The organism is Mycobacterium sp. smrl_JER01, assembly GCF_048513595.2.
Lineage (GTDB): Bacteria > Actinomycetota > Actinomycetes > Mycobacteriales > Mycobacteriaceae > Mycobacterium.
In genome coordinates this window covers 4,711,595-4,737,880 of record NZ_JBLXXK020000001.1, presented here as the reverse complement: position 1 = coordinate 4,737,880, position 26,286 = coordinate 4,711,595, and the positions used below count along the sequence as shown (strand labels likewise).

Genomic DNA, 26,286 nt, shown 5'->3' with positions numbered 1-26,286 from the left:
CAACAGGGTCTACTCATGAGAATGGCCTACTCGTTCAGAATGCAGAATACTCACCGACGAGGGGGCGAGATGACGGTGTCGAGAAGAAGTTTCGGCGGTATCGCGGCGGCGGCGGCCGGCGTCGCCACCGGCGCGCTCGTGCCGACCGCGTGGGCGCAGACCCCGTCGGCGGACCTCCCGGTCGCCGGGACGCGGGCCGCCGGCGTGGTCTTGGTGCACGGTCTGTACGCCGACGGTTCATCCTGGCTCGACGTGGTGCCGCGGCTGCAGCGGGCGGGTTTGACTGTCGCGGTCGTGCAGAACCCGTTGACGACACTCGCTGACGCCGCTGCGGAGACGCGGCGGGTTCTCGCCCTGCAACCGGGCCCCACGGTGCTCGCCGGTCATTCGTGGTCGGGGACCGTGGTCAGCGAGGTCGGCGGTGATCCGTCGGTCAGCTCACTGGTGTACGTCGCGGCGCGGGCTCCCGACGCCGGTGAGGACTTCCCTGCGCTGGCCAAGCGTTTCCCGACGCCTCCGGCGGCGGCGGGCGTGATCGTCGCCGCGGACGGTTATGCGCAGCTCAGTGAGTCCGCGTTCCTGGACGACTTCGCCGTAGGGGTGCCGTGGGATCGGGCCCGTGCGCTGTATGCGGTGCAGGGGCGCAATCTGGCGACCCTGCCCGCCGAGCGCACGACGATGGCTGCCTGGCGGGACAAGCCGTCCTGGTATCAGGTGTCGACCCAGGACCGCACCATCAACCCCGACCTGCAGCGCTTCCTGGCCCACCGAATGGGTGCACACACAGTCGAACTCGACACCTCGCACGTTTCATTGCTCACCAGGCCGCAGGAGGTGGCGGCGTTGATCCTGGCTGCCGCCGGATTCGGTTCCGGTTAGCGGTCTTTGGAGCCGGAGCCAGAATCCCCGTCGTCGTCGGAGTCGGAGTCCCTGTCTTTGGGGTCCCTGTCTTTGGGGTCCCTGTCTTTGGAGTCCCTGTCTTCGGGGTCCCCGCCATCGGACTTTTCGTCGGTCGAGTCACGTGCGCCGTCGACAAGTTCGATGACGGCCCAGTGGCTCGGCGACAACAGCACCGACCAGTGCCCCTTCTTGCGCCCCAGCTTCAGGACGCCATCGTCGATCTCCCACACGGTGTCGTCATCGTGTTGGGACTCTTGACCATCGGAGTATGTGAGTTTGAACGCCATGGTCCGGGATGCCCGAAAGTGTTCGGCGTTAATCGCTGTTTTGTGACGTGGCCCACGTTCCTGGTCCCGGCGGTGGGTGCCGTCGCCGCCGCTCACCGAGGGGAGGGGTGCCTCGGGTGTCAGTCCCGCTTCTGCAGCAGTACCGACACCGTCAGCACCGCGAGACCGGCGAGCGCCAGTAGCGCGCCCGCAGCGGCCGGGGCGGTGTAGCCGTAGCCGGCCGCGATGACCACGCCGCCGACCCAGGCCCCCGTGGCGTTGCCGATGTTGAGCGCCGAATGATTGAGTGCCGCAGCGAGAGTCTGGGCGTCGTGGGCGACGTCCATCAGCCGGGTCTGCAGGGCCGGGCCGACCGCCGAACCCGTGAGCCCGATACCGAACAGCACCAGCAGCGCCGTCCAGGGATTGTGCGACGCCACCACGAAAAGTGCGAGGACGACGGACAGCGCGCCCATCGACAGATAGAGCGCGCGGACCACCGATCCATCGGCCAGCCGGCCGCCGACGAGGTTGCCCAGCACCATGCCCAGACCGAATGTCATCAACGCCAGCGGGACCAGGCCGCGCGGCATCCCGGCGACATCGGTCATGGTGGTGGTGATGTAGGTGTAGACGGCGAACATGCCGCCGAATCCGATCATTCCGACCAGGAGCGCCAACCACACCTGGGGACGGCGCAGCGCGCCGAGCTCGGTGAGCGGGCTGGTCGCCTGCATGAATTTCAGTTGGAACGGCAGCCAGAACCACAGCGCGGTCACGGTGACGATCCCGACGGCGACCACCAGGCCGAAAGCCGCTCGCCAGCCCAGGGATTGGCCGAGCCAGGACGCGATCGGAACACCCAACACCGTCGCGACGGTCAGGCCGGTCAGCACGTGGGCGACCGCCTTGGCCCGATTCCGGGGGCCCATCAGGTGCGCGGCGACCAGGACGGCCACGCCGAAGTACGCCCCGTGTGGCAGACCGGCGAGGAACCGGGCCGCGATCAGCGTCCCGTACGTGGGCGCCAGCATGCTGGCCAGGTTCCCGATCGTGAACAGTGCCATCAGCGCCAGCAGCAGCCGGCGGCGCGACATCCGCGCCGTCACGGCCGCGATCACCGGGGCGCCGACCACGACGCCGAGTGCGTAGGCCGAGATGATATGCCCGGCAGTGGGCTCCGAGACGCCCATGCCCTGTGCGATGTCGGGGAGCAAGCCCATCGCCACAAACTCGGTGGTACCGATGCCGAAGCCGCCCAGCGCGAGTGCGATCACGGCAAGCCAGCGCACCACCGGATCGGGGGCGACCACCGATACGGGGCCGGACGGGCGGTCGAGGGTGGCGGTCACAGCGCACGCACCGCGGCGACGGTCGGCGTGCTCAGCTTCAGCGCGGCATCGGCGAGACGACGGATCCGGTCCCAGTCGCGCCGACGAACCGCATCGGCGGGGGCCAACCAGTCTGCGCCCACACATCCGACGTTGCGGGCCGCGAGGTAGCCGGTGAGGTCGGTGGCCGAGATGCCGCCGGACACCAGGAATCGTGCGTCGGGCACGAAGGACGCCAGCGCCCTGAGGAGGCGCAACCCGCCGGTGCCGGCCGCGAGAGGGAGCGCCAGGTCGGTATAGCCATCGTCGAGCAGCGCCGCTGCCTGCGCGGCAGAGGTGGCGCCCGGCAGATGGGGGAGTTCGGTGTCGCGCATCGCGGTGCACAGGTCCGCGCGCGCGGCGGTGGCGACGAGGAACTCGGCCCCGGCCGCGCGGGCCTGAGCGGGCTCGTCAGGGCGTGAGACCGCGCCGGCACCGACGATCACGTGGGGTGCCTCGTCGGCGATGTGGGCGATGGCATCCAATGCGGCCGGCGCGTCGAGGGCCACCTGGACAAGAGGTAGGCCGGCCGCGGCGACCGCACGCGCCACGGGGGCGGCGTCGGCAGCGCGGCGCACCCTGATGACAGGCATCACCGGCGCGACATCCAGCAGGGATCTCGGCTCTTTCACCGGACCTACGGTAATGGTGGATTATGGAGCATTCAACTTAACTTAAGTATTTGGAATACATAAGTAAGGCAGGTTAGGCTCGCTGTATGGCCTTGTTCAGGACCTCCTCAGCGACGTCGGTGGGTGATGTCTTCGCTTTGATCAGGGATAAGCGGGAGCTGACGCGGACCGAGATCGGCAGATTCACAGGTTTGTCGAGGACGGCGGTCAACGCGCGGGTGAGCGAACTCACGTCCCGCGCACTGGTCGTCGAACGGGAACAGGCGCCCTCGACCGGGGGCCGCCCGGCCGCGCTGTTGAGCCTCAACGTCGAGGCCGGGGTGGTGCTCACCGCTGCCGTCGGGGGCAGTCGCACCCGGCTGGCGGTGTGCAACCTGGCCGGGGAGGTGCTCACGGCCGCCGACATCGACTCCGAGCCGGGACTGGCTCCCCACGACCTCATGCCCAATGTGGTCGAACGCCTGGATCTGCTGCTGGCCGAGGCGGGTCGGCCCGCCACCGTGTTCGGCGTAGGGCTGAGCCTGCCGGGGACGGTCGACCCGCTGCGGGGAAGCAGCGTGGACACCCCGGTGCTGAGCGGTTGGGACGGTGCGCCGCTCACGCCGTACTTCCGAGAACTCACCGATGCGCCGGTGGTGCTGGGTAACGACGCCAACGTCATCGCCCTTGCGGAGTGGCGCGCCGGGGCCGGTCGAGGCATCGACGACCTGCTCGTCATCAAGGCCTCCACCGGGCTGGGAGCCGGCATCGTCGCAGGCGGGGCATTGCAGCGCGGAGCGACCCGGGCTGCCGGGGAGTTCGGTCACAACAAGACCCCGGCCGCAGGCGGGCGGGCCTGCCGCTGTGGTGACATCGGGTGCCTGGAGGCCGTCGCCGCGGGGTGGGCACTGGTGGCGGCACTGCGACAGGAGGGCAGGCCGGTGCGGAACCTACGCGACGTCATCGAGGCGGCACTCGCAGGAGATGCTCTGGCCCGCAGGCTGATCCGTGACAGTGGGCGCCACGTCGGAGAGGTCCTCGCGGCTGCGGTGAACCTGCTCAATCCGGCGGCGCTGGTGGTGGCCGGCGACGTGGCGGGAGCCTACGACATCTTCGTGGCAGGTCTGCGGGAAACCCTCTACGGCAACGCCACCGCGCTGGCCACCCGCGTCCTGGAGATCCTGCCCGCAGGCTGCGGCGACCGCGGCGGCAGCATCGGCAGCGCCCTGATGGTGCTCGACCAGGTGCTGGGCCCGGCAGCCGTGGATGTGCTGGTCGCGGCGTGACCGGCAGCTGAGCTGCCCGGGTTACCGGGGCGCCCAGCCGAGAAAGGTGTGCACGATGTTGTGCTGCCAACCGGGCACGCTCATACTCTGAACATCGACAAAACCGTTGCGCCGGAGGCGATCACGGAACGCCTCGGCGCCGTCGAACTCGTTGACGCTGCGGCGCAGGTAGCGGTAGAGCGCCGCGTCGCCCGAGCGGAATCTACCGGCCGGGATGATGATCGCGGTGCTGACCGCATTCCAGATGGCGGCGGCCACCCGCGAGTCACGCACCGAATACTCGTGGGCGGCTAACACCCCACCGGCTCGCAGCAGCGACCGCAGTGTGGTCAGCACAGCGTCCGGATCGTCGACGTTGCGGATCAGATACGCGGCCAGAATGCCGTCGAACTCCCCGATCACCCCGGCCTCGCGGAGTGTCTCGGCGCGACTGTGCACAAACGTCACCGAGGTGGGCCACGGTTTGGCTTGAGCCTGCGCCAGCATCCCGGCCGATCCGTCCACTGCCACGATTTCGGCGCGCGGGGCCGCGGCCAACAGCGCCGCAGTCGATATGCCTGTGCCGCAACCGATGTCGAGTAGCCGTAGGCCGCGTCCCTGATCGGGCAACTGCATGCGCTGCGCCGAGAGACGCAGATGCTCGTGATAGCCGGGGTTCGCGCCGACCAGGCCGTCATAGGCTGCCGCGCCCGCGTCGAATGCGTCGGGTACGTCGTAGTTCTTGGCGGTCATATCGGTCGACGCTAACCCCTTCGGGCCTGCTGCGGCGACAACCGGCCAGAAATGGTGCTCACCGCGCGCCGGGCGATCGTCACACCGCCTGACGCCGGGCACGTAGCGCCTGCGCCCAGCCGACGGAGGCCACCCGTAACCGGCGGGAGTTCGACACCGTCGCCCGTTGCGAGAACACGGCGAAGTCGATCGCCTCGATGCAGTCCAGGATCTCCGAGTACAGCGTCAGTGCGGCACGGACACAGGGCCGCGATCGCGGGTGCAGCATCGCGATTCCCTGCTCGGCGTGCCGATAGATCCGGCGGGTCAGGGCATGCTGTTCGACCAGCGCGGTACGCAGCCGCGGGTCGGTGCTGCGTTGTCGCTGACACCAGCTCAGCAGCTGGCGGTCCACGCCATGTGCGGCCAGTTCGTCGGCGGGGAGGTAGACCCGGCCACGGGTGAGATCCTCGTCGATGTCGCGCAGGAAGTTGGTCAGCTGAAACGCTTTTCCCAGCGCCGCCGCGTACGGCGCGGCCTCGGCTGTGGTGGTGACCGTGCCCAGCACCGGGAGCATCTGCAGACCGATCACCTCTGCCGATCCGTACATGTAGCGATCGAGCGCCGCCCGGTCGGGGTAGTCGGTGACGGTCAGGTCCATCCGCATGGAGGCCAGGAAACCGTCGAACAAATTCCAGTCCAGGCCGTAGGTGCGCGCCGTGTGCACCACGGCGTCGAGCACCGGATCGTCGCCGCCTGGCTGGTTTTCCACCAGACGGCGAAACAGCGCCGTGGACAGCTGGTGCAATTCCTCGGTTCGCCGGGCGGTGCTGCGGTCGTCGAAACCGTCGAGCACGTCGTCGGCGCGACGCGCAAAGCCGTACAGCGCGTGCACGGCAGGACGCTGGGCCGGCGACAACAGCCGGGTTGCCAGAAAGAAGGTCCGACCGTGCGCGGCGTTGATGGCGCGGCACCGCCGATAGGCCTGCCTCAGCGCCTGGTCGTGCACACCGGCTGCGTCCAGTTCCGACCCGATCACTGTTCCGACCCGATCACTGTTCCGACCCGATCATTGTGGCGCCCCGATCATTGCGTCACGGTCCGACGTTGCCCGCGCTCGACCGTTCCGGTGATCCGGTCGGCGGCGAGTCGACCGGACACGATCGCGGTGGGGATGCCGACGCCCGGAACGGTCGACGAACCGGCGAGCACCGCGTTGTCGATACCGCGGATGGTGTTACCCGGCCGGAACGGGCCGGTCTGGGCGAAGGTGTGCGACAGCGCGAACGGTGTGCCTGCGGCCATCCCCTGGCGGGCCCAGTCCTGGGGCGTGACGACATGCAGCAGTTCCATGTCCTGGCCCAACCAGGGCAGGCGCGCTGTCACGGTGTCGAGCATGTGGGTGGTGTAGCCGGGTCCTTCGGCCTCCCAATCGATCGTCCCCACTGCGATATTGGGGGCCGGGGCGAGAATGTAGAGCAGGTCGCGGTGCCGCGGCGCCAGTGTCGGGTCGCCGACCGTCGGTCGGGTCACCAGCAGCGACGGGTCGGTCATCGGACTGCCCCGGTCGATGATCTCGTCGAACGTGCGGTCCCACGCATCCCCGAACAGGATGGTGTGGTGGGCCCCGTCCCCTCGGACAGCGGCCTGACACCCCACATGTGCCACCACGGCCGACGGCGCGGGCCGCAGCGCCAGCAACCGGCGCGGCCTACGCCCGAGCAGCCGGTAGGTGTCCGGGAGCTCGGTGGTGAGCACCACCGCGTCAGCGGCAAACCGTGCGCCGTTTTCGGTGCACACCGCTGTCACCCGATCGCCGGAGCGTTCCAGCGCGCACACCGCCGAGTTGTAGGAGAACTCGACTCCGGCGTCACTGGCGGCGGCAGCCAGCGCGTCGGGCAGCGCCCGCATCCCGCCGCGCGGGAAGTAGACGCCCGACACCGTGTCCATATAGGCGATGACGGCGTAGGCGGCCAGCGCCTGCCTCGGTGGGACACCGACGTAGAGCGCCTGGAACGTGAACACCCGCAACAGTCGCTCGTCGGTGAGGAACCGGCGAATCATCGGTTCCCACCGGCGGAAACCGCCGACCGCGGCCAGCCGTGCCAGCTGTGGGGTGAGCAGCGCCAGCGGTGAGTCGAAATTGGCGTTGATGAATCCGTCGAACTCGAGCTGGTAGAGCCGGGTGAGCCAGCGGCGCAACCGCTCATAGCCTTCGGCTTCGCGTGACCCCGCGAATCGCTCGATCTCCGCCGCCATCGCCACGGCGTCGCCGTGAACGTCGAGACTGCTTCCGTCGGCGAATGAGGCGCGGTAGGCCGGTGACACCGGTGTCAGGGTCAGTCGGGCGGCGGTGGACTCACCGACCGCGGCGAAGGTCTCGTCGAGAATGTCGGGCATCGTCAACACCGTGGGGCCGGTGTCGATGCGGTAGCCGGACAGATCCGCCCGGCCCACCCGGCCGCCCGGGTGCGGACCTCGTTCGACGACGGTGACCTGGCGGCCCCGCCCGGCCAGATGCAGTGCAGCGGACAGACCGGCCAGACCGGCACCGACGACGACGACGCGGTCGGTGCGGCCGGTCACGGTGCGCATCAGGCCTTCCGATCGGCGCAGCTGGATGCCATACCGGCCAGGATGGTGCGCACGTCGCCGGTCAGCGGTGCGCCGTCGAGACGATCCAGAGCCCACGCGAGGCGACGGTCGATCAACTCCTCGACCCACTCCACGGTGCCGATGTCGGCGATCATGGCCTGCCAGGCGCTGATGTGATCGGCGGTCAGCTCTCGGGCCGTCATGAAACCGGTCAGCCGGCGACGCTGCGCGCCGTCGGCCAACTGGTGGGCGGCCACCACGACGGTCGTCGCCTTGCGCGCGGCGAGGTCGGCGGCCACCGGTTTGCCGGTGATCTCGGGAGCGCCGAACACGCCCAGCAGGTCATCGCGCAGCTGGAAGGCCTCGCCGACGGCGCCGCCGTAGTCCCCGAGGGCGCCGAGCAGTCCGTCATCGCAGCCGGCCAGCGCCGCGCCGATCTCCAACGGCCGGCGCACGGTGTAGTTGCCGGACTTGCGTCGCGCGACGTCGAGCACATCCTCCAACGACGGGAGCGCTGCGGCGTCGTTGACCAGATCGGCGAACTGCCCGACCGCGAGTTCGGTGCGCATCACGTCATACCGTGGCCACGCCCGGGCCAGCGCAGCCCCGGGCAACCCGCTCTCGCGCAGCATCTGCTCGGACCACACCAGGCACAGGTCGCCGAGCAGGACCGCGGCGGATTCGCCGAACCGGGCCGCAGAGCCCGGCAGCCGGCGATGACGATGCCATTCACCGAAGGCACGGTGGGCGCTCGGGTGGCCGCGGCGCATCGGCGATTGATCCATCACATCGTCCTGCATCAGCGCGAAAGCGTGCAGGAACTCCAGGCTGGCGGCGGCCCGGACCGCCGCACCGCCGGCGTCGGCGCCACACAGCCAGCCCAGGTACAGATACGTCGAGCGCAGGCACTTACCGTCGGTGACCAGCGTGCGTAACACGGGATCAGCGATATCCACGCCAGTGTCGGCGAGTGCGCGCGCACACCGGGCGTCGAGGAACTCGGCAACCGCCTCCAACACCGATCCGCGAACCGCCGCATGCCAGTGCGATGCGGGCCGCGACGCGTCCGCGGCGAGCTGGGTGGACGAACCGGTGGGATCGGCGTCGTAAGCGCCCCCGGTGTCATTCATCGCCACCGCCCCGAAGTGGTCGAATTTCTGCGCCGCATGTCATCGGCGCACTTCATACCCAGCTTTGTGGTGCTTATGCAGTCACGCCTGCCCGGTCTTCGCCCGGTCGTGCCACGCGCCGCCGACCGCGCATCGTGCCGCTTCGCGCAGTCTACGGGTGGGCGCCAGTCCCGCCCGGCCACATAGATATTCGAAGGACATTCGACGGACGATCGAGAGCAGTCCGAACAGTGCCCGCAGCGTCTTCGGTGGTGCGGGACGAAACGGGTAGCGTTGCTGCGCAGCAGGCCGGTGCTGCCGCCGCCCAGCGAACCGGCGACGGCCAGTAATGTCGCTGGACAAGAGCGTCGTGGGTGCCGTCGTCCCGGCCGGCCACGACAGGAGCTGCGGCTCCTCGACAACGAAGGATTCCGGCTTGGCCCACTATCTGCTCGCCGCCACCCCGCTGAGGGGACACGTGATGCCGATGATCGACGTCGGCGTCGGCCTGCAGATGCTCGGGCACGACGTCTCGGTGCTGACCGGTGTGGAGTTCGCCGAAGCGGCGCGCAGCGCCGGTTTGTCGACCATCACCCTGCCCGACACGGTCCGCATCGAACCTCCCGCGGCGGCGCCGCCGGTGTTGCGCAGAGTGCCGGCCGCCGCGCGGCGGTTCTGGCTGGGGCGAGCCGAGCTGGCTTCGGTGTTCACCGAACCGCTTGTCGCAGAAGCACAGTCGCTCGGTACGGTGCTGCGTGCGAGTCGCGTGGATGCCATCCTGGCCGATGTGACGTTCACCGGGGTGCTGCCGATGCTGTTGCGGGACTCGCCGCGGCCCCCGGTGATCGTGTGCGGAGTGAGTCCGGTGACGATCTCGAGCCGGGACACCCCGCCGTTCGGTATGGCCTGGCAGCCTGAACCCGATGCCGACTATCGGCGGATGACGGCCGTCGCGCATCGGGTCATCATGCGGTCGAGTCAGAGAAAGTTCAATCACGCTCTGCAGCGGGCGAATTCCCCTGCCTCTCCGGTCTTCATCAGTGATTGGTCCCGGCTGGCCGACGGTTTTGTGCAGCTGTCGGTGCCCGAGTTCGAGTATCCGCGCAGCGACCTGCCGGCCACGTTCGAGTTTGTCGGCCCGGTGCTGCAGGACTGCCCGGAGGATTTCACCCCGCCGCACTGGTGGGGGGACTTGGCCGGCGCCGAGGCGGTCGTGCACGTCACCCAGGGCACGTTCGACAACGCCGACCTGGATCAGCTGATCGCGCCCACCCTGCAGGCCCTGGCCGACCGCCCCGACACGGTCGTGGTCGCCACCACCGGAGGACGGCAGGGCCAGCGCTTCCACGGCTCGATCCCGGACAACGCGCGCGTCGCCGACTGGATCCCTTATTCGGCGCTGTTGCCGCACGTCGACGTGATGATCACCAACGGTGGCTACGGAGGAGTCCAGTACGCGCTCAGCCACGGTGTTCCGGTCGTCGTCGCGGGCGAGACCTCGGACAAAGCCGAGGTGGGTGCGCGGGTCGACTACACCGGGGTGGGCATCGATCTCAAGACACCCACCCCCTCACCCGAGGAGATCCGCGCCGCCGTGGACGCCATCCGGCGCGAGGGCCGCTACCGCGCCGCGGCGCAGCGGCTGCGCGGCGTCATCGAATCGTCGACACCGGTGGACGCGATCGCCAACACGCTCAAACGCTGTTGCGACGCCTGACCGGTCCTCACACCCCCCGGCACCTCACACCCGGGCGATGACGTTCTCGGCAAACATCTCCAGGTTCCGGATCTTGTCCTCCAGCGGCTCGGGGTCGGGCCCGTCGATGTAGGGGATCCGGAAGCCCACGATGACGTCGGTGACGCCCTTGTCCTCGAGCCGTTTGATCCCGTCGGGGGTGTACGCGTCGATGGAGATCACGTGGACCTGGTAATCGTCGGCGGATTCGGTGCCCGCTTCGGCGCGGAACCGGTTGAGCTTGGCGATGAGCACGTCCAGTTCCTCGGGCTCACCGCCGCCGTGCATCCAGCCGTCATTGCGGGCCGCCCGGCGCAGCGCGGCATCGGCATGTCCGCCGATCAGGATCGGAACCGGTTTCGACGGCGCCGGAGTCATCTTCGTCTTGGGGATGTCGTAGAACTCGCCGTGATACTCGAAATAGTCACCCGATGTCAGGCCCCTGATGATGTCGATGCACTCGTCCATCCGCTTCCCGCGCTTGCCGAAAGGGACGTTCATCAGCTCGTAGTCCTCGGGCCACGGACTGGTACCGACGCCGAGGCCGAGCCGGTTGTCGAACAGCGCCGCCAGGGAGCCGGCCTGCTTGGCGACCAGCGCCGGCGGGCGGATCGGCAGCTTGAGCACGAAGTGATTGAAGTGCAGCGTGGTCGTCACCGCGCACAACGCCGCAGTCAGGACGAACGACTCGATGAAGGATTTGCCGTCGAGGAACTCCCGGTTCCCGTCAGGGGTGTACGGGTACTTCGAATCCGATTCGAACGGGTAGGCGACGCTGTCCGGAATCGTCATCGCGTGATAGCCGGCGGCTTCGGCGGCCCGCGCCAGCGGGATGTAGAAGGTGGGGTCGGTCATCGCTTCGGCATAGGTGAAACGCACATCGCCTCCTGCTGGTCGGTGCATCGGCATGCTAGAACACGTTCTAGTATGCCGATGCCCGAATCGCTTACCGAAGCGGAACCTCGACCTCGACGTCGTCGAGCGCGAACGGTGGAGCGCCGACCCCGGTGACGGTGAACGTCGACCACGGGGTCCGCTCGGTCAGCCGCCCCAGGGCGGTGCGATCACCGACTCTCACCGTCACCTCCCGCGGCAGCCGGACGTCGAATCCGGGATCGAGAACCGTTCCCTGCCAGTGGTAGTGGCCGTCTATCGGATCGAGATGACCGGCCAGTCGCACCTGCACCCGGTGCAGCCGGTCATCGACCGCGAGCGTCGCGGGCCCGTCGTAGACGGTGTCCTCCGGTCCGTCCTCACCCCGCAGTGAACGGACATCGAAGGCGGACGGGATCCGCCTGCCGACCCGGCGCCAGTAGCGGCCGCCCCGGTGCGTCCTGCCGGACGAACGGTCGTTGTAGTACCGCTGGGCGCTGAGGCGCACCTCGATGCGGGTGGCGCCGGACCGGGCCATCAGGTCGAGACACCTGGCGATATAGCCCTTCTGGGCCGCGACGTCGGGTCCGGTGATCAGAAAGTAGTTCGGCACCCCGTGCACGGCGACGCCGAGGTAGGGCAGCCCAGCGTCGCCGGCGCTCGAGGCTGCCGGGAGGGTGCCGTCGGTCGAGACGATCACTCGGGCGCGGGCTCCGCCCATCGTCCAGGTGTGAGTTGTCTCGTCGAACTCGGCACCGGCGGTCGCGTCGGCGTCGAGATAGGCGACCGTGTCGGCATCGAGATAGGCGACCGCACCGGCACCGCTATCGGCATCGGCGCCGATCCCCGGCCAGGTGCCGGTCACAGAAAGCCACCGCGCTTCCACAGCCGCCGCGCGACGGGGCCCAGCAGGCCGACGTCCTCGAGAAAGGCAGCCAACGGTGCGAAGCCGCTCACCTGGACCTCCCGGCGGTGTGTGCTTGCCCGCGCCATACGACGGGCTTGTCGCGAATCCAGCCCGACCCGGGCGTACTGGACGCGGTTGGTGAACAGGTGCCGAAAGAACAACCCGCCCACCCCGTTGATGTTGCCCACCAGCATCCGTGGAATGCGGCCCAGGTGCGGCGCCCGCTTACGCAGACCGTCACGGGCGAATTGGATGTGCCGGGCCTCCTCGGTGACGTGGATGCGCATCAGACGCTGAACCATGGGCTGCAGCTCGGGGTCGTCCATCATCTGCCGCTGCAGCGAATCGAATATCTCCTCGCCGATCAGCGCTGCCATCCACAGCATTGAACCCTGGAACGCGAACGGCAGCGTGTTGATGATGACGCGTTGATATCGCTTGGGCCGCACCGGCTTCGCGCCGATCCGGTCGATGGCCTTGCCGAACATCACCATGTGACGGGTCTCGTCGCCGAGTTCGGTGAGTTCGTAGTGGGTGGCCCGCGCAGTCGGGTCCTGGTGCATAATTTTGCGCAACAGCGCCTGATTGAGAATGTTCTCGAACCAGATCCCCGCAGACAGCGTGTTGGCCAGTTCCTGGCGGGACAGCTCGATCTGCTGCTCGCGCGTCATCGCGTCCCACAGAGCGGTGCCGTACAACGAGACGGTTCTCGGCGGCAGAAAGAACTTGTCCGGATCCAGCGGTGCGTCCCAGTCGATGTCGACCACCGGCGCGTATGACTTCTTCACCGACCCTTTGAGCAGGCGCTCGGCGAACTCCTCGCGACTCGTCACCCGTGAACCCGCCGGAGCCGTCATCGCGATGTCCCTTCTTCGACGTGAGCGTGCCTCGACGGTAGGGAGTACCGGAACGGAAAGTCAATACCTCAGGTACCGGGTACTCGCGGTATCGCCATCGGACCGGTCCGGGCAGAGGATCATGAGCGGCATGGGTTTGTTTGTACTTCGGGCCGGCCTGACCGGGCTCGCGCTGTGGGTGGTTACGCTGCTGGTGCCCGGAATCGAATTCGTCGGCGGTGACACCACCGCGGCGCGGGTGGGCGTCATCTTCGTCGTCGCCGTCATCTTCGGACTGGTCAACGCGGTCATCAAACCGATCGTGCAGATCGTCTCGATCCCGCTGTACATCCTGACGCTGGGATTGATCCACGTGGTGATCAACGCCCTGATGTTGTGGATCACGTCGTGGATCACCGAACACACCACCCACTGGGGGCTCGCGATCGACCAGTTCTGGTGGACGGCGATCTGGGCGGCGATCGTGTTGTCGGTGGTGAGCTGGCTGCTCTCGCTGGTCGTCAGGGCAGACTGAAGGCATGCCTGAGCTCCCCGAGGTCGAAGCGCTCGCCGATCATCTTCGTAGGCACGCGGTGGGGCTGACCGTCGGCCGGGTGGATGTCGCGGCGCTGTCGGTGCTCAAGACGTTCGCCCCGCCGATCAGCGCGCTGCACGGACGAGAGGTGACCGGGGCCGAGCGGTGGGGCAAGTATCTCGGGCTGCGGGCCGGTGACCTGTACCTGATCACCCATCTGTCGCGCGCCGGCTGGTTGCGGTGGTCGGACAGGCTGGCCGCCGCGCCTCTGAAGCCGGGCAAGGGACCGATCGCGCTGCGGGTGCACCTGGGCACACCGGGCGAGGCGGCCGGTTTCGATCTCACCGAGGCCGGCACGCAGAAGCGGCTCGCGGTGTGGCTGGTCGACGATCCGATGGCCGTCCCGCAGCTCGCCGCGCTCGGGCCCGATGCGCTGTCGCTCAGCCCGCAGCGGCTGACCGAGGTGCTCAGCGGGCAGTCGGGACGGATCAAGACCGTCATCACCGACCAGAAGGTGATCGCCGGGATCGGTAACGCCTACAGCGACGAGATCCTGCACGTCGCCAAGCTCTCACCGTTCGCCACGGCCAACAAGCTGACCGAAGCCCAGCTGGCCGCGTTGCACGATGCCATGAGCACGGTGCTCACCGACGCGGTGACGCGGTCGGTGGGCCAGCAGGCGGCGACCCTCAAAGGGGAGAAGCGTTCCGGCCTGCGGGTGCATGCCCGCACCGGTCTTCCCTGTCCGGTGTGCGGGGACACGGTGCGTGAGGTTTCGTTCGCGGACAAGTCGTTCCAGTACTGCCCGACCTGTCAGACCGGCGGCAAGGTGCTGGCCGACCGGCGGATGTCCCGCCTGCTGAAGTAGTTCAGGCGATGCCCGCGATTATCCGCGACTTGTCTAACTCGGTTATCCTCCCGCCATGACGCGGCAGAAGATCTTGATCACCGGCGCAAGCTCGGGACTGGGGGCCGGCATGGCCCGGCAGTTCGCAGCCAAGGGGCGCGACCTCGCGCTGTGCGCGCGGCGCCTGGACAACCTCGATGAGCTCAGGTCCGAACTGCTGCAGCGGTATCCCGGCATCAAGGTCGCAGTGGCTGCCCTCGACGTCAACGACCACGAGCAGGTGCCGAAGATCTTCCATGAGCTCAGCGACGAGCTGGGCGGAATCGACTGTGTCATCGTGAACGCCGGCATCGGTAAGGGCTACCCGCTCGGCGGTGGCAAGCTGTGGGCGAACAAGGCCACCATCGAAACGAATCTCGTTGCTGCGCTGGTACAGATCGAGACCGCGCTGGAGATGTTCAAGGCCGCGGGCAGGGGTCATCTGGTGCTGGTGTCTTCGGTGCTGGGCAATGTGGGTGTGCCAGGATTCAAAGCCGCCTACGCCGCGAGCAAGGCCGGTGTCATCTCGCTCGGAGAGTCGTTGCGTGCCGAGTACCCGTCCGGGCCCATCAAGATCACCGTGCTCGAGCCCGGCTACATCGAGTCGGAGATGACCGCCAAGTCGAAAACCACGCTGCTCATGGTCGACAACGAGACCGGCGTTGGGGCCATGGTCGACGCGATCGAGAAGGAGAAGGGGCGCGCCGTCGTTCCGAGCTGGCCATGGTGGCCGCTGGTGGAGGTCATGAAGCTGCTGCCGCCGCGGATGACCAAGTACTTCGCGTAGGGACCGCGCTGTAGTCGGTCGAGCCGGCGTCGTCGAGGCGCTCCGCAAATGGCGGATCGTGTTTGCTCTGCCGCTCATGACGCTTTTCCGTCCGAAATCCCATACGGCGATGTTGCGGAACGGAAACGGTGCGTAACTGCGCGGCAACACTGGTCTTATAACTTACAACTGACCAGTTCCTCGATCTGACGGTTGAGGCTTCCGACGTAGAACGGGTGAAAGATGGCATTGCAGGGCAGAAAGCGGATGATCCGCGCGCTGGCAGTGACGACAGCGATCAGCGCGGTCGGAGCCACGCTGGTGGCCTGTTCTTCGAGCGGTGGCGGCGAGACGGTCGCAACAGAGGGCGGCACCGTCAAAGTCGACATGCTGCTGCCGGCCACCCTTGGTATCGACTGGGCGGCGTTCCTCGTCGCGTCCGACAAGTTCTGGCCGGAAATGGGCCTCGACGTCAGCGGAATCGGCACCGACGGATCGTCCAACGTAGTCCAGCAGATCGTCGCAGGCAACGGCGAATACGGTGCCGCCAGTGCGCAAGCGGTTTATGGTGGCGCGCTTGAGGGAGCCCCGGTCACCGCGATCGCCATGCTTACCCACGGCGACGTCGCGATGCTCAGTGTCCCCGAGGGCAGTGACATCGCCAGTGCAGCGGATCTACAAGGTAAGGCGATCGGCGTCACCTCGGCGACCGACGGCGCGATTCCGATCGTCGGGGCTGTGATGAAGTCTGTGGGCGTCACCGACTGGCAGGAGCCAATCGTCGGCGCAGGCGGGGCCGCCGTGGTGAATGCGTTCCAGACCAACCAAATTCAAGCATTCGCACACGGTGGCGGAGACATGGCCGCGATGGAGATGGGCGCCGGAATGCAACTGCGCTCGATCATGCCCGAAGACTTCGCGAATCTTCCCGGCAACATGATGATAGTGCCGGACGCGCTGCTCGAAGACCCCGCGAAGACAGAGATCGCGGTCAAACTCGCCAGCGGTTGGCTGCAAGCCGCAGACTGGATCATGACCAACAAGGCCGAAGCGGTGGAGATCGTCTGCAAGCTCGCGCCCGAAGGCTGCACCGACTCCGAAACGGCCTCGTACTCAGTAGATCTTGCTGCAGAGGGCACCGTTCCCCTCGGGGACAAATGGGGATACATCGACGAAAAATCCACGGAAACCTTGTTGAATGCCGTCTACGGACAAATGGATGTACCCTTCGGCGAGGTCTTCACCAACGATTACATCGACCAGATCGACAGCACGAAATAGTGCGGTCTTCGACACAGATGCCCGAGGCGCAGAGGCCTATCGAGTCGCCGGTGATAGTCAACGTGGCAGCGGCGTCGCAAACCTATCCGGCTCGCCACGGTGGTGATGTCATCGCCCTCGAGGAGGTCGATCTCGAGATCAGGCAAGGCGAGGTGGTGTCCCTGGTCGGGCCGAGCGGATGCGGAAAGTCAACCCTGTTGAAGATGATCGCCGGTCTGATCGAGCCCACCACCGGTGCCATCACCATCAACGGAATCCCGGCCAGGGCTGGACGTTCCGATTGCGGCATCATGCTGCAGTCCGCCGTATTGCTGCCGTGGCGCAGCACCCTGGACAACATCATGCTGCCGATCGAGGTGTTGGGGCTGAACCGGTCTGCGGCGCGAGCTCGCGCCCATGAACTCATCGACATCGTCGGATTGGGCGGTTTCGAAGACAGGAGGCCCTGGGAGCTCAGCGGAGGCATGCAACAGCGTGCCAGCCTGGCCCGACTGTTGATCTTCGAGCCCGACGTGCTGCTGATGGACGAGCCGTTCGCCGCGCTCGACGAATTTACCCGCGAGCGACTGGATCACGAAGTCGCTTCCCTGCAGCGCAGACTCAACCGCACTGTCATCTACGTCACACACAACATCGCGGAGGCCGTTGCTCTTTCTGATGAGGTGATGGTGATGACACCCCGCCCGGGACGCATCATCGACCGTGTCCGCATCGACCTACCCAAACCGCGAACCCCGGATGTGATGGAAACTCCGCGGGCGGTGAGCTTTATTTCACGGATCCGGAAGTCCTTGGCACGAAGCACATGCGGGGAGGTGCTGTGACCACACATGTGCCGGTCGGATCGCCGGCCATGCCAGCGGCGCCAGCCGGGACCAAGCGCGACTACGCCGCCTGGGCGTGGCCGTTGTTGACCCTGCTGGCGTTGCTGGTGCTCCTTGAGATTGCCGTTCGCGGTGGTGCGGTGAATCCGCTGATCATGCCCGCCCCGACGCGGGTCGGCGAAGCGCTCGTGTCCTTGATGCAGCAACAGTTCTTCTGGCGCAACTTTTACTGGACGGCGTTCGAGGCCACGGTAGGTTTCGCGCTCGGTGTGACACTCGGATTCACTTCGGGATTGGTCATCGGTATTAGCAAGTTCGCCAAGAAGTCAGTGTATCCGCTGGCGGTTGCAATCCAGAGCACGCCGCAAGTCGCTATAGCGCCGCTGTTTCTGATTTGGTTCGGATTCGGCATTGCGCCAAGGGTTTTCTTCGCCGCATTGTCCTGCTTCTTCCCGGTGCTGGTGGCGGTGGTGGTCGGTTTGAATGCCGCCGACCAGGATGCTCGCACGCTGCTACGTTCCCTCGGTGCCTCGCGCTGGACGATGTTCCGCAAGCTGCTGTTTCCTGCCTCCCTGCCCACGCTCTTCGCGGGTCTGCGGCTCGCGGTCCCAGCCGCGCTCGTCGGAGCGATCGTGGGCGAGTTCGTCGGTGGAAACGTTGGGTTGGGCGTGATGGTGACAACATTCAACTCTCAGCTGCGGATTGCGGAGTCGTTCGCGGTGATCGTCGTCTTGGCGGTGATGGGCTACAGCTCATACCTGACTATCGAGTGGCTGGACCGGCGTGTGGTCAGTTGGGGGCATCGTGACAGTTGATGAGGTCGAACCCGCCGCGGCTTCGGCCGAAACCGTGGAGAAACTGGCGATGCTTGTTCGTCGGCGCGGTCTCGACGGAGTGGTTCTGCTTTCTCCACAGGGCTTCACCTACGCGACCGGATTGCGGATCGTCTCCCATCCCTTGATGCGGTGGCGGCATGCCGCCGCGTTGATCGGGCCGGACCGCCTGGCCGGGGTTCTCGCAATAGACATGGAACGCAGCTTCGTCGCGGATGCGTTGCCGACGGTGCCGCTGAGGGTGTGGAGAGAATTCGTCGAAGAACCGATGGACGCTCTGGCCTCGCTGCTCGAAGAGTGCTGGGGGAGCGAACTCCTTACCATCGGCATCGAGACAGACTTCATACCAGCAGCCCGTCTTGACCGGTTGCGCGCGCGAATGCCCCACGTCACCTGGGTCAGTATCGATCACGATTTCGATAACGTGAGGTCGAGCAAGACTGCGGCAGAACTCGACACGCTGCGCGAACTGTCGTTGGCGGCCGACGCGGCTCTGCGGGTGGGGCTCGAGGGCGCGAAGGTCGGTCATAGTGAAGCCGAGCTCGGCGAGCGGATCGTCTCCGCGCTGTACGCGGGAGGGGTCACCGAGCATCGCTTCCTGATCGCTGCCACTGGGACCGGTAGTCAGTATCCCAATGCGGGCCCGACATCCCGCACCGTCGCATACGGCGATGTCGTGCGGGTGGAGATCTTCGGCGGACGCAACGGATATCAGGCTGGCGTGGCCAGGACGGCAGTCGTTGGTGCACCCACCGACGAGGTCAGCTGGCACTGGAATCTCGTGAGCAGGGCCAGGCAGGCCGGCCTGGAGTTGCTGCGTCCGGGCGCTGACCCGCGGGCGATCTACCGCGCCTATGTCGACGCGCTCGGTCCTCTCGGTAGACATGCTATCGCCTTCTTCGGTCACGGAATGGGTCTGGACATGCATGAGCTCCCCTACATCAGTGCGACGTCCTCCGACGTGATAGAGGCGGGGGCGATCATCGGCATCGAACCTTTCGCAATGATCCCCGGCCGGTTCGGCTTTCAAGTCAAAGACGTCGTTGCGGTGACCACCGACGGCTACGAGGTCATCTCCGATCTACTCGACGGAGGTGAACTGTTTGTCATCGACGCCTGAGCGCACCTACTTCACCCACCTCGACTGGGTGGTGACCGTGGACGCCCACAACACGGTGCTGCGCGACGCCACGATGATTGTCAGCGATGACCGGATCATCGCGATCGGCGCGCATGACGACATGCTTGAGCGGCACCCGATGACCGCCCACGATACGGTCCGAAACGGTCGCTCGTTCGGCCTGAGCCCTGGATTCGTCGACTCACACGTGCACTTATCCGAAACCCTCGCGCGTGGAGTCTTTCCCGACAATCTATCCACTCGGGCGTGGGTATTCCACTGGGCGAAGCCGTTCTACGCCCATGTCGGTGAAGATGACGAGAGAGTCAGCGTCAGTCTTGGGATAGCCGAAATGTTGCGCAGTGGCACGACGTGCTTCCTGGATATGGGCGCTCAGAATGATCCTGGCATCACGGCCAGGGCAGCGGCCGCGATGGGAATCAGAGGCATCGTCGGACGGCACGCGGCGGATCGGCCCCCGCGGGAGACCCCCCGCGGGTGGTCACAGGCCATGGTCAATCATCATTTCTTCGGAGACCACGTGGAAGCGCTCGACGTGCTCGGCGAAGCAGTACGCACCTGGAATGGATTCGCCGAAGGCCGGATTCGCTGCTGGGTCAACATCGAGGGCAAGGAGCCATGCTCACTGGAGTTGCACGTGGGCGCACGTGCACTCGCCGAAGACCTCGGCGTCGGCAGCACTTACCACCTGGCCAGCAGTGTTCAGGAAGCCGAAGTCAGTATGCACAAGTATGGACGTTGGCCCATCTCGCGAATCGGGGACCACGGCGGTCTCGGACCCAACCTGGTGCTTGCTCATGCGGTCGCCGTCGCCGACGACGAAGTCGGACTTCTGGCCAGAACCGGTACCAAGGTGGCGTTCTGTCCCTACTCGTCGATGAAACTGGGCAAGGGGGCCACTTCGCCGGTCGGACGCTATCCCGAGATGTTAGCCGCAGGCGTTACCGTCGGGCTCGGCACCGATGGTGTCGCGGCGTCGGGCAACATGAACCTTATGCGCCAAATTTCCTTAGTAGCAGGACTTTTCAAGGATGCACGGCTCGACACATCTCTGATTGGAGCGCAACAGGCATTGCGGATGGCGACGATCGACGGTGCCAGGGCGCTGAACTGGGATAACGAGATCGGATCGATCGAGGCGGGTAAGAAGGCCGATTTCGTCCTATGGGACCTCAACCATCCAGACTGGGTTCCGTTCGACGACCCGGTGCTGGCGATGGTGTGGTCGGCCAGTAGCGCCAGCATCAGTCAGACCTGGGTTGACGGGGTGCCGGTGTTCGCAGATGGACTGGTTTCGGCCATCGACGAGCAGACGCTCCGGGCAGAAGCTCGTGATCGTGCCCGCTCGATTGTGGCCCGCGCCGGACTGGGTTCGGACACACCGATCACCACGCGGCTGTATGACTGAACATATCGCCATGTGGCCAATCGCGACTCACCAAAGGAGAGCACATGCCATTCGTCACTGTTCACATGTGGGAGGGACGCACGGTCGAGCAGAAGCGACGACTCACTCGGGCGATCACCGAGGCGATGGTGGAACATGCCGGGGCCAACCCGGAACATCTCCATGTCGCCGTTAGTGATTATCCGACCGAATCCTGGTCACGTGCGGGAATATTGGGCATCGACACCGAACAGCACGGCATGCTAGGCAGTGAAAAGCCGCCGGTTGTCTACGGACTGGGTCATCTTCTGCTCCAGACCGCCGACCTGGCTGCGGCTGAGGAGTTCTACCTGAACTTTCTGGGACTCACCGTGCGGAAGCGGGAGGACTTCCGAGATGGAAGGCCGTTGATCGTCACCGACCAGGGGCTGGGCCTGACCACCGGGCGGCCCGCAGGTGAGGGACCGGTAGAGCACATCGCGTTTCGGGCACGCAACCTCTCAGAGATTGCCCGGCGTGCGAAGGAGCGTGGGGTGCCGATCCTCGACGGGCCGATACCCAGCGGATACGGTTTCAGCCTTTACATGCTGGACCCGGATGGAAACAAGATCGAGATGATCGGGGACGCGCCCGGCACCTGAGCGGGCGGGTACATCAAATCCTGGAAGGCGCAATGCATATCACCGGCGGTCAGATCTACCTCGTCACGCTGCCCCTTCGGCGCGTGCACTCATGGGCCGGGAACACGCATCGACGCATCGGCCATCACGCCATCATTCGCCTCGATACAGACCAGGGGATCAGCGGCTGGGGCGAAGCCCCCGCAATCCCCACCTGGGGCGGATCGCAGATGCGGTACGGCGGAGAGTCTCCCGAGACGGTGCTCGCATTGATCCGCGACTGTCTGATGGAAGCCATTCGAGGGCTCGACCCTAGGGAGATCGGGGTGCTGCACGCCGGGATGGACCGCGTCGCGAAGGGAGCATCGTACGCCAAGTCGGCCATTGACATCGCCTGCCACGATATCGCGGGCAAGGCCCTTGGAGTTCCAGTGAGCACACTGCTCGGCGGCAGACGTCGCGAGGGTGTGCGCGTTACACACTCCTTGGGGCTGATGCCGATCGAGGACGCTCTGACTGAAGCTGAGAATGCGGTGTCCGAAGGCATTACCGTCTTCAAGCTGAAGACCGGGATCGACGGGGACCGCGACGTCGAGCTGATGCGCAGGATGCGGCAGGTGGTGGGTCCGGGTATCGAACTTCGGGTGGACGCCAACGAAGGGTACGCCACCGTTGGGGAGGCTGTCCGGATCACGCTGCGCCAGCAGGAGTTCGACCTTTACCTTTGTGAGCAGCCGGTGGCAGGCGCCCACGGCCTGGCCCAGGTTGCTCAACGGATCGGGGTACCGGTGATGGCCGACGAGTCCGCGTGGACGACCCACGACATCCTTGAGTTACATCAGTACAGCGCCGCAGAGTGCTTCAGTTGCTATGTCACCAAACCTGGTGGGTTGTGGCGCGCGCGCCAACAGGCCGATATCGCAGCAGCGCTCGGCATGTACCACGACATCGGTGGGTCGATCGAGTTCGGCATCGGCACGGCGGCCAACCTGCATCTCGGCGTCGCGCTGGAGCGAGCGATCTTGCCCAGCGTATGTCCGGTGACCACCTTGGCAGGCGCGGGAGGCCCGCAGGTCGCCGGTGTCTATTATCTCGACGACATCACCACCGAGGCCTTCGAATTTCGGGATGGTGTCTTGATCTGTCCGGACGGACCCGGTCTGGGGATCGAGGTCGACGAGGCGAAATTGGTCAAGTACTGCGACGAAACGATAGTGGTGTGACGACTGTCGCGGTTCTCGGTGCCGGTGCGGGAGGTCTATCCGCCGCGGTCGAATTGACCGCGGCAGGGCACTGCGTCCGGTTGTGGAATCGTCGGGAAGCAACGTTAGCTCCCTACTGCGCTGCCGGAGGAGTGTATGTCAACGGTGTGCTGGGCGACGGCTTCACGCCGTTACCAGTGCTGACCACATCGCTGTCGGAGGCTCTCTCTGGCACGGACGTCGCAGTGGTGTGCTTGCCGGCGCTGGCTCATCGAGCGCTGGCCGACGACCTGGCCGATCTGGGCTGTCGTACCCCTTTGGTCCTCAACCCGGGGCACATGCTGGGCGCGGTGCACATGGCCTCCCGATTCGCTCGGCGGCGCATCGCCCGTCCGCCGATAGCCGAATTGTCGACTTTGACCTATGTTGCCCGGACCGGACCTAAAGCCTCGGTGGGTATCACCGGCACTGCGCGCCGGGTGCGGGCCTCCGCACTCGGGATCGATTCCGCGGCACTGGAAATAGCTGCGGATCTCTGGCCCGCCTGTCAGTTGGAAAAAGATGTCCTCGCGACGGGCTTGGCAAACGTCAATCTCGTGCTGCACCCGCCCACGGCGGTTATGGCGGCAGCCTGGGTGGAGGCGACCGGCGGGGAATTCGCCTACTACGCCGATGCCACGACACCGGCCGTAGCTGCCGTGATGTCAGCGCTGGACAACGAACGGCTCTGCCTCGCGGAGGCTTTTGGGCATCGACTGGATCCGCTGATCGAGGAGATGCTGGCCATCGGAACAGTTGACGAGATTCCCGCGGTGGGCGGTCCTGAGGAACGGCTTCGGCATGCTGTGTCCACCGGCAGCGTGAACGCCACGATTATGGCCCCCGATTCGCTTGAACATCGTTACTACCGCGAAGATTTCGCGTTTGCAGTGGTGCCGTTTCTCGAGCTGGCGCACGTGGCAGGAACGGCAGCTCCCGTTGCAGAATCCCTGCTGCGGTTGATCGACTGTGCACTACACGGGACCCCAACACGGGACGGTTTGAGGCTGCGCGAGCTGGGGCTTGATGTGGCAGATCCAAACACTCTGGTTGAACTGGTGACGAATGGAGCGATATGAGCTGGGCAGACCTGACCATCGCTGTGGTGGGAGGCGATGAGCGGGAGCAGGAAATAGCCCGGCTGGCCGCGCAGACGGGTGCAGCGGTGCGTGCATACGGGTTCATCGGTGCGGACGCGCCGATCGACGGAGTCTCGGCCGCCAGCAGTGTGGGGGAAGCGCTCGCCGCTGCAGATGTGTTGTTGCTGCCGATACCGGGCATCGCGGCCGACGGCTCCATCTTCGCACCAGGCCATGCGACGCCCATCGTCATCACACCTCAGCTGCTCGAGCTGATGTCCGCACCCGCGCATATCATCTTGGGCCAGGCGGATACTGGTTTGACTGCCGCGGCCGCTGCCGTGGGGGCAATGTTGGATGAGTACGAGGCTGACCAGGAACTGATGCTGTTGCGGGCTCCTGCCATTGTTGAGGGAGTGCTGAAAGTGGTTATCGAGAACACGAGGGTCACGATCAACGACGCGCACGTCGTTGTCGTGGGCTACGGCAACATCGGTGCCAGGCTGGCGGCGACGTTGCGGGCGCTCGGCGCGCAGGTGACCGTCGCCGCACGCAATCCCTTGCAGCGCGCTGCGGCGTACGCGGCGCACCTCCGTACCGTGCCGCTCACCGGTCTGGACGCAGAAATTGCACGCTTCGCGATGGTGTTCTCCACAGTGCCCGCGCCGGTGGTGACCCGCTCCCTGCTGGAACGACTGAGGCCGGGCGCGCTCGTGGTCGATATCGCCGCGCCGCCGGGTGGTGTCGATCTGCAGGCGGCGGCGGAACTCGGTCATCGTGCAGTGTGGGCGCGAGGTATGGGCCGACGGGCACCGGTGACCGTCGGGGCGAGTCAATGGCGCGGGGTCCGTGCCAGGATCGAACAGGCGGGGCTGGTGATGTCGAGGTGAGTTCGGAACACTTCACCCGGCTGCCGCCTGCGCGGTCCCGCGCCGATCATGTCCGCGACCAATTGGCCGAAGCTATTAAGAACGGTCTGTATCCGGTCGGCGCGAAGCTTCCGTCAGAGCGCGAGTTGACTGAGGCCCTCGGCGTCAGCAGAGTCAGCATCAGGGAAGGCCTGCGGTCGCTGGAGGCAGTGGGCCTGATCGAAGTCCGGCATGGAAACGGTTATTTCGTCACAGCCACGGTGCGGCCCAGCGTAGACGTGATCAAGTGGTTTGGTCAGCACCGTGCAGAGGTGATGGACATGATGCTAGTTCGCGGTGCACTCGACGAACTCGCTGCAGCGGAGGCTGCTGCGCGTGCCGACAATGATCATCGGGAGTCGATCCGCACTGCCCACGAGGCGTTTGTGGCCGCGGTCGCCGCCGACCGGTGGGAACTCGATGTGCTGGCCAGTTTGGACATCGCTTTTCACCTGGCCATCGCAGAGGCCAGCAAGAGTTCCCTGCTGATCGATCTGCTGGGTGAGCTGCACCAGCATCTGCGGGAAGCACGATCGGTGGGGTTCACGCCGGATGGCCGGCTGAATCAGTCCGTGGCCGAGCATCAGGCGATCTTCGACGCCATCGCAGCCGGCGACGTGCCGGCGGCACGCGCCGCGGCAGGAGTACACATCACCCATGTGCGCGAGCTGCTGAGTTCGATGGAGTCGGGGCCGCCCTGACGCCAGCAAGCCCACGCTCGAACTCCTTGACAGATTATTGGGTTTTCCCAACAATCAGTTAGGTGAGCCCGGTAAGGCGAGGGGAAACTCATCCCATCCACAACCGCATCGGCGTGCTGCGCGCCGAGCGGCGACTGACCCGAGCGCAGCTCGCCGAGCTGATCGACGTCAACCCCCAGACCGTCGGCGCGTTGGAACGAGGTGACCACTACCCGAGCCTCGACCTGGCCTTCCGTATCTGCGAGGTCTTCGATCTGCCTGTCGAAGCAGTGTTCGCCCGCGAGCCCTTCGCGCCGCTGTCGACCGAGCTCTACCGCAGAGACAGCCGACCGCAAAGAGGAGACGCCCATGCCTGAGGCAAACCTGATCGAGCGGTACCAGACGTATCGCACCCGGCAGTTCCTGAAAAATGAGCGCACATATTCGCATTCGCTGCCGAAATGGCGCAGCCGCCGGCGGCGTCGCGCGCTGGTCATCGCACTGGGCTTCACCTTCGCGTTCATGGCCGCGGTGAGCCTGTTGTGCGCGTTCGGGATTCAGTGGGCGCCACTGCTGTGGCTGCCGGCCTGCGCGGTCTTCTTCCCGGTGTGGGTGGTGCTGCAGATCGTGTCCGGCCGGCAGGGCGACGCACCCCATGCCACGCTCGACGAATACGAACTCGCCCAGCGCAACAGCGCCAGATCTATCGGACTGACCATCACCCAGTACCTGATGCTGCTCCCGGTCGGCTATCTCATCTTCGGCGCCGTCATCACCGGTGGCGCCGACGTCGACATGGCCTATGCAGGCGGGCTGATGGCCCTCACCGCGCTGCTCATCGGTGGCTGCGCGCCTGCGATGATCCTCGGCTGGACCCGCCCCGACCCCGACGCCTAGCGCCGTCGG

The 26,286-nt window shown here is 66.1% G+C and carries 28 protein-coding genes and 1 pseudogene; 19 read left to right on the top strand and 10 right to left on the bottom strand.

Translation table 11 applies throughout. The features are described from left to right. Positions 1-69: 69 nt before the first annotated feature. Positions 70-879, top strand: a complete 810-nt coding sequence (locus tag ACNUDN_RS22145) for an alpha/beta fold hydrolase (RefSeq protein ID WP_419123899.1) — start codon at positions 70-72, stop codon at positions 877-879. On the opposite strand, the gene ACNUDN_RS22140 is transcribed toward ACNUDN_RS22145, so the two are convergent. The 3 genes from ACNUDN_RS22140 to eda all read right to left on the bottom strand — a co-directional run bounded on the left by ACNUDN_RS22140 (position 876) and on the right by eda (position 3,168). After that, the gene (locus ACNUDN_RS22140; RefSeq protein ID WP_419123898.1) at positions 876-1,187 is read right to left on the bottom strand and encodes a hypothetical protein; all 312 of its coding nucleotides are present in this window, start codon (positions 1,185-1,187) and stop codon (positions 876-878) included. The two genes, ACNUDN_RS22145 and ACNUDN_RS22140, sit on opposite strands and share 4 nt — an antisense overlap. Before the next feature lie 119 nt (positions 1,188-1,306). Continuing rightward, positions 1,307-2,518: an MFS transporter gene (locus tag ACNUDN_RS22135; protein WP_419123897.1), complete on the bottom strand. Its 1,212-nt coding sequence runs from the start codon at positions 2,516-2,518 to the stop codon at positions 1,307-1,309. Beyond that, the gene (gene eda, locus ACNUDN_RS22130) at positions 2,515-3,168 is read right to left on the bottom strand and encodes a bifunctional 4-hydroxy-2-oxoglutarate aldolase/2-dehydro-3-deoxy-phosphogluconate aldolase (RefSeq protein WP_419123896.1); all 654 of its coding nucleotides are present in this window, start codon (positions 3,166-3,168) and stop codon (positions 2,515-2,517) included. The genes ACNUDN_RS22135 and eda overlap by 4 nt, the downstream gene beginning before the upstream one ends. Positions 3,169-3,254: 86 nt before the next feature. Here eda and ACNUDN_RS22125 point away from each other — a divergent pair, with 86 nt between their 5' ends. Beyond that, positions 3,255-4,433, top strand: coding sequence for an ROK family protein (locus tag ACNUDN_RS22125; RefSeq protein WP_419123895.1), 1,179 nt, complete (start codon positions 3,255-3,257; stop codon positions 4,431-4,433). 21 nt (positions 4,434-4,454) lie between these two features. Here the strand turns inward: ACNUDN_RS22125 and ACNUDN_RS22120 are convergent, their stop codons facing one another. The 4 genes from ACNUDN_RS22120 to ACNUDN_RS22105 form a co-directional block, all read right to left on the bottom strand. Beyond that, positions 4,455-5,165 carry a class I SAM-dependent methyltransferase gene (locus ACNUDN_RS22120; protein WP_419123894.1) on the bottom strand — a complete coding sequence of 237 codons (711 nt, stop codon included), beginning with the start codon at positions 5,163-5,165 and terminating at the stop codon, positions 4,455-4,457. A gap of 79 nt (positions 5,166-5,244) precedes the next feature. After that, positions 5,245-6,183, bottom strand: coding sequence for a phytoene/squalene synthase family protein (locus ACNUDN_RS22115; RefSeq protein WP_419123893.1), 939 nt, complete (start codon positions 6,181-6,183; stop codon positions 5,245-5,247). A 47-nt stretch (positions 6,184-6,230) separates the two neighbouring features. Beyond that, positions 6,231-7,739, bottom strand: coding sequence for a phytoene desaturase family protein (crtI, locus tag ACNUDN_RS22110; protein WP_419123892.1), 1,509 nt, complete (start codon positions 7,737-7,739; stop codon positions 6,231-6,233). Further along, positions 7,739-8,869 carry a polyprenyl synthetase family protein gene (locus tag ACNUDN_RS22105; protein ID WP_419123891.1) on the bottom strand — a complete coding sequence of 377 codons (1,131 nt, stop codon included), beginning with the start codon at positions 8,867-8,869 and terminating at the stop codon, positions 7,739-7,741. Before ACNUDN_RS22105 ends, crtI begins: the two co-directional genes overlap by 1 nt. Before the next feature lie 328 nt (positions 8,870-9,197). On the opposite strand from ACNUDN_RS22105, the gene ACNUDN_RS22100 reads away from it, so the two are divergent. After that, positions 9,198-10,565, top strand: a complete 1,368-nt coding sequence (locus tag ACNUDN_RS22100; protein WP_419123890.1) for a nucleotide disphospho-sugar-binding domain-containing protein — start codon at positions 9,198-9,200, stop codon at positions 10,563-10,565. Between the two features lie 24 nt (positions 10,566-10,589). Here the strand turns inward: ACNUDN_RS22100 and ACNUDN_RS22095 are convergent, their stop codons facing one another. The 3 genes from ACNUDN_RS22095 to ACNUDN_RS22085 all read right to left on the bottom strand — a co-directional run bounded on the left by ACNUDN_RS22095 (position 10,590) and on the right by ACNUDN_RS22085 (position 13,220). After that, a complete protein-coding gene (locus ACNUDN_RS22095) occupies positions 10,590-11,462 on the bottom strand; it encodes an LLM class flavin-dependent oxidoreductase (RefSeq protein WP_419123889.1) in 873 nt (290 codons plus the stop codon). A 67-nt stretch (positions 11,463-11,529) separates the two neighbouring features. Then, positions 11,530-12,321 (bottom strand): DUF4873 domain-containing protein, encoded by a 792-nt coding sequence (locus tag ACNUDN_RS22090; protein WP_419123888.1) that lies wholly within the window; start codon positions 12,319-12,321, stop codon positions 11,530-11,532. Then, positions 12,318-13,220, bottom strand: coding sequence for an AurF N-oxygenase family protein (locus ACNUDN_RS22085; RefSeq protein WP_419123887.1), 903 nt, complete (start codon positions 13,218-13,220; stop codon positions 12,318-12,320). Before ACNUDN_RS22085 ends, ACNUDN_RS22090 begins: the two co-directional genes overlap by 4 nt. Positions 13,221-13,350: 130 nt before the next feature. On the opposite strand from ACNUDN_RS22085, the gene ACNUDN_RS22080 reads away from it, so the two are divergent. The 16 genes and pseudogenes from ACNUDN_RS22080 to ACNUDN_RS22005 all read left to right on the top strand — a co-directional run bounded on the left by ACNUDN_RS22080 (position 13,351) and on the right by ACNUDN_RS22005 (position 26,277). Then, positions 13,351-13,734, top strand: a complete 384-nt coding sequence (locus ACNUDN_RS22080) for a phage holin family protein (RefSeq protein ID WP_419123886.1) — start codon at positions 13,351-13,353, stop codon at positions 13,732-13,734. A 4-nt stretch (positions 13,735-13,738) separates the two neighbouring features. Next, positions 13,739-13,987, top strand: a pseudogene (locus tag ACNUDN_RS22075) (DNA-formamidopyrimidine glycosylase family protein); the annotation flags it as partial. A 141-nt stretch (positions 13,988-14,128) separates the two neighbouring features. Next, positions 14,129-14,602, top strand: coding sequence for a zinc finger domain-containing protein (locus ACNUDN_RS22070; RefSeq protein WP_419125261.1), 474 nt, complete (start codon positions 14,129-14,131; stop codon positions 14,600-14,602). A 55-nt stretch (positions 14,603-14,657) separates the two neighbouring features. After that, positions 14,658-15,407 (top strand): SDR family oxidoreductase, encoded by a 750-nt coding sequence (locus tag ACNUDN_RS22065; RefSeq protein WP_431960620.1) that lies wholly within the window; start codon positions 14,658-14,660, stop codon positions 15,405-15,407. Between the two features lie 222 nt (positions 15,408-15,629). Beyond that, positions 15,630-16,667, top strand: coding sequence for an ABC transporter substrate-binding protein (locus tag ACNUDN_RS22060; RefSeq protein WP_419123884.1), 1,038 nt, complete (start codon positions 15,630-15,632; stop codon positions 16,665-16,667). Positions 16,668-16,717: 50 nt separating this feature from the next. Next, positions 16,718-17,491, top strand: a complete 774-nt coding sequence (locus tag ACNUDN_RS22055; protein WP_419123883.1) for an ABC transporter ATP-binding protein — start codon at positions 16,718-16,720, stop codon at positions 17,489-17,491. Continuing rightward, positions 17,488-18,306 carry an ABC transporter permease gene (locus ACNUDN_RS22050; protein ID WP_419123882.1) on the top strand — a complete coding sequence of 273 codons (819 nt, stop codon included), beginning with the start codon at positions 17,488-17,490 and terminating at the stop codon, positions 18,304-18,306. The genes ACNUDN_RS22055 and ACNUDN_RS22050 overlap by 4 nt, the downstream gene beginning before the upstream one ends. Continuing rightward, complete coding sequence (locus tag ACNUDN_RS22045) at positions 18,296-19,444, top strand: M24 family metallopeptidase (RefSeq protein WP_419123881.1); 1,149 nt, start codon at positions 18,296-18,298, stop codon at positions 19,442-19,444. Before ACNUDN_RS22050 ends, ACNUDN_RS22045 begins: the two co-directional genes overlap by 11 nt. Before the next feature lie 31 nt (positions 19,445-19,475). Beyond that, complete coding sequence (locus ACNUDN_RS22040; RefSeq protein ID WP_498450164.1) at positions 19,476-20,873, top strand: amidohydrolase family protein; 1,398 nt, start codon at positions 19,476-19,478, stop codon at positions 20,871-20,873. Continuing rightward, complete coding sequence (locus ACNUDN_RS22035) at positions 20,870-21,493, top strand: tautomerase family protein (RefSeq protein WP_419125260.1); 624 nt, start codon at positions 20,870-20,872, stop codon at positions 21,491-21,493. The genes ACNUDN_RS22040 and ACNUDN_RS22035 overlap by 4 nt, the downstream gene beginning before the upstream one ends. Positions 21,494-21,525: 32 nt before the next feature. Next, positions 21,526-22,695 carry a mandelate racemase/muconate lactonizing enzyme family protein gene (locus tag ACNUDN_RS22030; RefSeq protein ID WP_419123879.1) on the top strand — a complete coding sequence of 390 codons (1,170 nt, stop codon included), beginning with the start codon at positions 21,526-21,528 and terminating at the stop codon, positions 22,693-22,695. Further along, positions 22,692-23,792 (top strand): NAD/NADP octopine/nopaline dehydrogenase family protein, encoded by a 1,101-nt coding sequence (locus tag ACNUDN_RS22025; protein ID WP_431960615.1) that lies wholly within the window; start codon positions 22,692-22,694, stop codon positions 23,790-23,792. Before ACNUDN_RS22030 ends, ACNUDN_RS22025 begins: the two co-directional genes overlap by 4 nt. Next, complete coding sequence (locus tag ACNUDN_RS22020) at positions 23,789-24,682, top strand: dipicolinate synthase subunit DpsA (protein ID WP_419123876.1); 894 nt, start codon at positions 23,789-23,791, stop codon at positions 24,680-24,682. Before ACNUDN_RS22025 ends, ACNUDN_RS22020 begins: the two co-directional genes overlap by 4 nt. Beyond that, positions 24,679-25,401 (top strand): FadR/GntR family transcriptional regulator, encoded by a 723-nt coding sequence (locus ACNUDN_RS22015; protein ID WP_419123875.1) that lies wholly within the window; start codon positions 24,679-24,681, stop codon positions 25,399-25,401. The genes ACNUDN_RS22020 and ACNUDN_RS22015 overlap by 4 nt, the downstream gene beginning before the upstream one ends. A 62-nt stretch (positions 25,402-25,463) precedes the next feature. After that, positions 25,464-25,757 (top strand): helix-turn-helix transcriptional regulator, encoded by a 294-nt coding sequence (locus ACNUDN_RS22010; RefSeq protein ID WP_419123874.1) that lies wholly within the window; start codon positions 25,464-25,466, stop codon positions 25,755-25,757. Continuing rightward, a complete protein-coding gene (locus ACNUDN_RS22005) occupies positions 25,750-26,277 on the top strand; it encodes a hypothetical protein (protein ID WP_419123873.1) in 528 nt (175 codons plus the stop codon). The genes ACNUDN_RS22010 and ACNUDN_RS22005 overlap by 8 nt, the downstream gene beginning before the upstream one ends. Positions 26,278-26,286 lie beyond the last annotated feature (9 nt).

Bases quoted from the DNA above. Each gene is read 5' to 3' on its own strand.
- ACNUDN_RS22005 (WP_419123873.1), top strand. From the start codon at position 25,750: ATGCCTGAGGCAAACCTGATCGAGCGGTACCAGACGTATCGCACCCGG.
- ACNUDN_RS22065 (WP_431960620.1), top strand. From the start codon at position 14,658: ATGACGCGGCAGAAGATCTTGATCACCGGCGCAAGCTCGGGACTGGGG.
- ACNUDN_RS22100 (WP_419123890.1), top strand. From the start codon at position 9,198: ATGTCGCTGGACAAGAGCGTCGTGGGTGCCGTCGTCCCGGCCGGCCAC.
- ACNUDN_RS22070 (WP_419125261.1), top strand. From the start codon at position 14,129: ATGGCCGTCCCGCAGCTCGCCGCGCTCGGGCCCGATGCGCTGTCGCTC.
- ACNUDN_RS22145 (WP_419123899.1), top strand. From the start codon at position 70: ATGACGGTGTCGAGAAGAAGTTTCGGCGGTATCGCGGCGGCGGCGGCC.
- ACNUDN_RS22120 (WP_419123894.1), bottom strand. From the start codon at position 5,165: ATGACCGCCAAGAACTACGACGTACCCGACGCATTCGACGCGGGCGCG.
- ACNUDN_RS22020 (WP_419123876.1), top strand. From the start codon at position 23,789: ATGAGCTGGGCAGACCTGACCATCGCTGTGGTGGGAGGCGATGAGCGG.
- ACNUDN_RS22030 (WP_419123879.1), top strand. From the start codon at position 21,526: ATGCATATCACCGGCGGTCAGATCTACCTCGTCACGCTGCCCCTTCGG.
- ACNUDN_RS22085 (WP_419123887.1), bottom strand. From the start codon at position 13,220: ATGACGGCTCCGGCGGGTTCACGGGTGACGAGTCGCGAGGAGTTCGCC.
- ACNUDN_RS22060 (WP_419123884.1), top strand. From the start codon at position 15,630: ATGGCATTGCAGGGCAGAAAGCGGATGATCCGCGCGCTGGCAGTGACG.
- crtI (WP_419123892.1), bottom strand. From the start codon at position 7,739: ATGCGCACCGTGACCGGCCGCACCGACCGCGTCGTCGTCGTCGGTGCC.
- ACNUDN_RS22105 (WP_419123891.1), bottom strand. From the start codon at position 8,869: ATGAATGACACCGGGGGCGCTTACGACGCCGATCCCACCGGTTCGTCC.
- ACNUDN_RS22140 (WP_419123898.1), bottom strand. From the start codon at position 1,187: ATGGCGTTCAAACTCACATACTCCGATGGTCAAGAGTCCCAACACGAT.
- ACNUDN_RS22080 (WP_419123886.1), top strand. From the start codon at position 13,351: ATGGGTTTGTTTGTACTTCGGGCCGGCCTGACCGGGCTCGCGCTGTGG.
- ACNUDN_RS22125 (WP_419123895.1), top strand. From the start codon at position 3,255: ATGGCCTTGTTCAGGACCTCCTCAGCGACGTCGGTGGGTGATGTCTTC.